Genomic DNA, 5,452 nt, shown 5'->3' with positions numbered 1-5,452 from the left:
ACTTAATATTAACTTAATCAAATAGTCATCAAATTAAAAGATAGAAAAAAGGTTAAATTTATTGTATATTTGCTGCTCGATCTAAAATAGTAGAATGTAGATTTGTAGTAATAAAAAGCAGCTTTATATTTCATTAGCTTGGGAAATTTAGGATGGTATATTGATTACCCATATTCAGAAACTAAAACATCTCTAAACATAATGCTAACCAACGGACTTATAGAAACCGAACCTTTGGAATTAGAGGATATTTTTATTTCTCTAGATTCATTGCCAAAATAATTAATAATTAAGCAATTAAATAATTAGATAATTCACGCCTTGAAGCCTCTTATTTCAAGAAAAGAAAATAAATTTTTTCCTGATTAGTGTCAATCATATCCCTTTTAGGGAGAGGTAATTATTAATTCTAAATTATCCATTATCCATTAATGAACAGAACCTTTTGCCACTGATAGCGCTCGTAATGCTGCTGATTTTATTCCAATTCCTAATAATCCAGTTTGCAAGTTCCAAATGGATTTACTGTTAATGTTTTTGCTGATAATGTTCTTCCTGAAAGTCAAAATCCTCGTTGGTTAGGATTGACTCCCACTGGAGATGTATTATACCATTTCTCAAAAATCTTGCTATATTTGATTGGGTGGGGTAGGGACGTTGCATAAGGGCGTCCGTACGGAAGTTTGGGGAAGGGAGGTTGCATAAGGGCGTCCGTACACATAATAATAATTAACANGTATTATACCATTTCTCAAAAATCTTGCTATATTTGATTGGGTGGGGTAGGGACGTTGCATAAGGGCGTCCGTACGGAAGTTTGGGGAAGGGAGGTTGCATAAGGGCGTCCGTACACATAATAATAATTAACATCAACTGGCTAATAATTAGGGAATAATTCCTGGTTGCCTGTATTAATTATTTAATAACTGAAATGTTACCCAAGTATAGCATTTATTTTGGTAATTGGTATTAGTAACATCACTTTTCCAGGATAAAATACTTTTATTACGCGATACAGATGAGGATGGTATAGCGGATTTTTCTCAACTTTTTGCCAGTGGAGAAAATGGATTAAATCGACCTTTTGGTATGGTTTTTACTGAAGATTTTTTCTATGTGGGAAATACAGATTCAATAGACAGGGAGACATTATTCTTCTAGACCTGACAACTTTCAATTCTATCAACAGTCAATGCAGAAGATGTTGTTCTGAGAATTTAGCGATCGCTATTTGCCTGCAGTGGGAGCATCTTGCTCCCGTGCTAGGTGTTGATAAATTTTTGGCGCTTTAGCGCAACTACAAACAAGAGGAACATACAACAAATATTTGATGGAAAAAAAACAACCCGACTTCTCAACTCAGTTATATTTTATAGCGCTACGCGCTAGGGAACAGGGAACAGCAGATGGTCAAAGAAGGGTTTTCCTAGGTCATGCTGCGCAAACAGGATTTAAAATGTCCTAACCTTAATGTGTAGCGCTATATTAAGTGAAGTTTCATAAAGAAATAATCTAAAAACAAACTTTGAAAAACAGCTATAATATACCAATATCCTGACTTTTAACTAATACAATTTAGTATTAAGATGTGTTGCTGAAAATGCTATAAAACTACTCCTTTTAATCCGATAAAATTAACATTTTTCAACACTATTTTCATAATCATAGAGTTAGAATAGAAGAAGTTGCAACCTAACTATATAGTTAGATGTACAGCTCTATTTTGATAAATTTTTCAAATGAAAATGGATTATCTAATCGTAGGCAGTGGTTTATCCGCCTTAGTATTTGGAGCGCTAATGGCAAAATCCGGTAAGCAAGTCCGAATATTAGAGGCCCATGAACATCCGGGAGGTTTTGGTCATACCTTTACGATGGCGAAAAAATATAAATTTAATGCACAACTTCATTACGTTTGGGACTGTGGAGAAGGAGGTAGTGTTAATCGAGTTCTCAAAAAGCTAAATTTAGATCGAGTTGTTACTTTCAATAATTACGATCGTAATGGATTCGACCACATGAGAATGCCTGGTTATTCACTAGATATTCCCTCAAAATCTGAGGAATTAATTCAGCGTCTTGTGGCTTTATTTCCTGCTGATGCTCCTCGCTTGCGTCAATTTATTGAAGAGGTAGAAAAAACCAGTGAAGGGTTAAAAATATTATCACCACCTCTTAAAGCTATTGACTTATTCCAAAATATTGGAGCAGTTTTCTGTACTTTAAAATATTTGCATAGTACCCTTCAAGATGTGTTTGATCGCTTTAATCTTCCCGAAGCAGCGCAAACTCTTTTAGCCTTACAATGGCCGGATTTTTTATTACCTCCAGAACAACTATCTTTTTATGCTTGGGTAATTTTATTTACGGGATATCAAAAAGGCGCTTTTTACCCAACTAAACATTTTGAGTTTGCCATCGATTCTTTGGTCAAGGTTATTGAAGAAAATGGTGGTGATATTTTATATAATTATGAAGTAACTGACTTTATCCTTAAGGATAAAACGGTGACTGGTGTTCGAGCTATTAATCGTCTCAAAAATAAAACTGAGGAATTTAGCGCCGAAACGATTATCTGTAATATGGACCCGAAAAAAGCTGCTCAGGCGATCGGGTGGGAAAAATTCTCCAAAACACTACAGAAAAAGCTCAATTATGATTATTCGCCCTCAAACTTTGTGGCATACTGTGCAGTCAAAGATATCGATCTGCGAGACTATGGATTTGGAGAATGGAATACCTTTCATAGCGAGCATAGCAATTTGAATGAAGCCTTTATTCAAATGTATGAAAAGCACGACTTTTCTAACCCTTCTTTTGCAATTACAACTCCGACTTTATTAACCCAAGAGGAACGAGACTGTCCGGAAGGATATCAGATTATTGAGTTTTTGACCGTTGCTAATTATGCTTACTTTAAGCAACTGAAAGAACAAGATAAAAAAGCCTACCAAAAGAAAAAGACAGAAATTTTAGATGCCATGCTGAACGTAATGGAAGAACATTATATTCCCAACTTCAGAAAGCATCTGGTCTTCAAAATTACTGGCACTCCCACAACAAACGAGCATTTTTGTGGTTGTCCCCAAGGAAATTCTTACGGTTCTAGCTTAACCCCTAATAACATGGGAATAGGTAGGCTCAATCATCACACTTCTTTAAAAAACTTCTATTTTTGTAATGCGTCTTCTGGGTATCCTGGATTTGCTCCTACATTTTGGACGGGAGCAATTTTGTATCAAAGATTATCGGGAGACTTAATTTTATCCAAGAATTAACAATTAAATAATACCAATTTCATTATTGTAGTGATATGACACACCTAAAATGTTGCAATAGTAGGGGCGGGTTCCGCGTTAAGTTAATATTGTTACCAATTATTCAGATAAACCCGCCCCCACCCCAATCATCTAATGCACACTCATTAGCTGTGTCGGTCTAGTAGGGTGCGTTAGACGGCTAAAATCTAAGCTGCGATCCGGTATTTAACAACCCGTCGTAACGCACCATTGCATAAGTGTCAGTCCATTAGGGGATTATAACACGCTTATCCAAATTTGATATTAGGTGTTGGGTGTTGTGTTACGGGTTTCTACAAAGCAGCGACTAGGAATTATATCACCCCAAAGCCAGCATATTTATAGGTATTGGCGATTAGGTTTGAGGAGGAGTACAAATCTTTTAATAGTATAGTTTTTTAGGTGATTTGAATGTAATATCCAATCCGCTCTTATGGACATCAAAAAATTCCCCAATCGTCATAACTACGCTCATCTTTGTAATTCTCTCTCCTCCTGACTCCTGTACGGGCGAATGGCCAGCAAGCCCCTACGACTCCTGACTCAATTACGACTTAACCAATCTATAACTGTTTAACAGGATTTTATATAACTACCTTTTTTGAGTTTGGTATAAAACAATGAAAATAGCAATTATTGGTGGCGGAGCAAGTGGTTTAGTCACAGCATACTTACTTGATAAACAAGGTCATCAGGTTACACTTTTAGAAAAAGAAAATATTTTGGGGGGACATATTCGCACCCTAAATAAAAATATTCAACCCAATCAATCTAACTGTGACCAAATTTTAGAATCGGGTGTCCTGGAATTTCCCCTTAAGTTTCATAACTTTCTCAACTTAATGAAAGAGTTGGAAGTGGAATTGGAACCCGTCAAGATTGGTTCCGCTTTATTTCTTCAAGATGGTCGTCATTTTCTTTCGGGAGAAACGATCAAAAAAAATTTTACAGGTATTCAGCGTCTGCTTGAGTATCTGCGCCTTGATACACTTTATGCTCGTTCGGCAGGATTTTGGGTGACAACTCGTTTTGCCAAAATGCAGGATTTTTATAATCATCCGATGTCTCAACACTTAAAGCGCCAGTGTATTCGTAATTGTTGGCTGAAATTGCTGACTATGTATAGCTATTCAATGCCATTTGAGACCATCGACGATTTTCCTGCGGAATTAGCCATTCCTGCCCTCCGAGATTATATTTTTGTGGGTTGGGTGCGAATTAAAGGCGGAGTGTATTCATACATCGAAAAAATTCTCGATCGCTTTCGGGGTAAGATTTGGCTCAATGCAGAAATTAAAGAAATTTCTCGAACCGCTGATTCGGCAAACATTCGGATGTCGGACGGAGTGACGCAAAGATTTGACAAGGTAGTTTTTGCGACACCACCCGATCAGGTACGCCAGTTATTATCCGATCCGACTGAGGCAGAAATCAAACGCTTTTCCCTCTGGAAGGCAAACCACGCTAAAACAACTATCCATTTTGATACGTCGATGTATGAGCGTTATGGTATTCAGAAATCTTCTGAATTTGACTTTTTTCAAACTGAAAACGGTTGGGGATACAATGCTTATCTCAACCAACTTTGCGGAATTTCATCCTCTGAGCAATACAGTCTTGCATTTAACATAGATCGTTTGCTTGCTCCAGAGAAAATTGTTCATATTCAGGAACATGAAACGCCTTTATACAACGTTGCTGCTTTTGAATATAGAGACGAAGTTGTTATTACTAATGGAGAGAATAATACTTATCATGCAGGAGCTTATCTAGGAGATGGGTTGCATGAAGGGGCGATTACTTCTGCTATCCGGGTTGCCCAGTTATTGTCATAGTAATTATAGACGGCGACTCTAATTAACTTTATATCTCATTTGATCGGACTTGGCAAACTGTTTCAGATAACTGTTGAAGTTGTACTTCTCCCACCCACAAATAATAGTCTGTATCGTCATAATTAATAGGTTGAGAAAGAACGATATGGATAGTTTTATATAGTTCGATCGCTAATTAATTTCTAATTAAATATAAACAAAAAGATAGCTTTTAATATTAGAGCGATCGCTACTCTTCACTTTCTGAAAAATCTACTTCTTGATAAATTTCGTTGAAAGGAATTTCTATTTCCAAAGTCGCTAATTTTAAGATATTAT

4 protein-coding genes are annotated in these 5,452 nt (G+C 36.5%); all 4 read left to right on the top strand.

Features of this window, described 5'->3' with window-relative positions; translation table 11 throughout:
- Nucleotides 1-503 precede the first annotated feature (503 nt).
- On the top strand, nucleotides 504-665 hold the full coding sequence (locus AFK68_RS36685) for a hypothetical protein (RefSeq protein ID WP_168186435.1): 162 nt from the start codon (nucleotides 504-506) through the stop codon (nucleotides 663-665).
- A gap of 298 nt (nucleotides 666-963) precedes the next feature.
- A complete protein-coding gene (locus AFK68_RS12560; protein WP_094673107.1) occupies nucleotides 964-1,161 on the top strand; it encodes a hypothetical protein in 198 nt (65 codons plus the stop codon).
- 584 nt (nucleotides 1,162-1,745) lie between these two features.
- Complete coding sequence (locus tag AFK68_RS12555; RefSeq protein WP_246844150.1) at nucleotides 1,746-3,278, top strand: NAD(P)/FAD-dependent oxidoreductase; 1,533 nt, start codon at nucleotides 1,746-1,748, stop codon at nucleotides 3,276-3,278.
- A gap of 641 nt (nucleotides 3,279-3,919) precedes the next feature.
- Nucleotides 3,920-5,134 (top strand): FAD-dependent oxidoreductase, encoded by a 1,215-nt coding sequence (locus tag AFK68_RS12550; RefSeq protein ID WP_094673105.1) that lies wholly within the window; start codon nucleotides 3,920-3,922, stop codon nucleotides 5,132-5,134.
- Nucleotides 5,135-5,452 lie beyond the last annotated feature (318 nt).

Source organism: Hydrocoleum sp. CS-953, from assembly GCF_002260545.1.
Lineage (GTDB): Bacteria > Cyanobacteriota > Cyanobacteriia > Cyanobacteriales > Microcoleaceae > Trichodesmium.
Note: the sequence above shows the minus strand (reverse complement) of the source record. Positions and strands in the feature narration are given on the sequence as shown.

Bases quoted from the DNA above. Each gene is read 5' to 3' on its own strand.
- AFK68_RS12555 (WP_246844150.1), top strand. From the start codon at position 1,746: ATGGATTATCTAATCGTAGGCAGTGGTTTATCCGCCTTAGTATTTGGA.
- AFK68_RS12550 (WP_094673105.1), top strand. From the start codon at position 3,920: ATGAAAATAGCAATTATTGGTGGCGGAGCAAGTGGTTTAGTCACAGCA.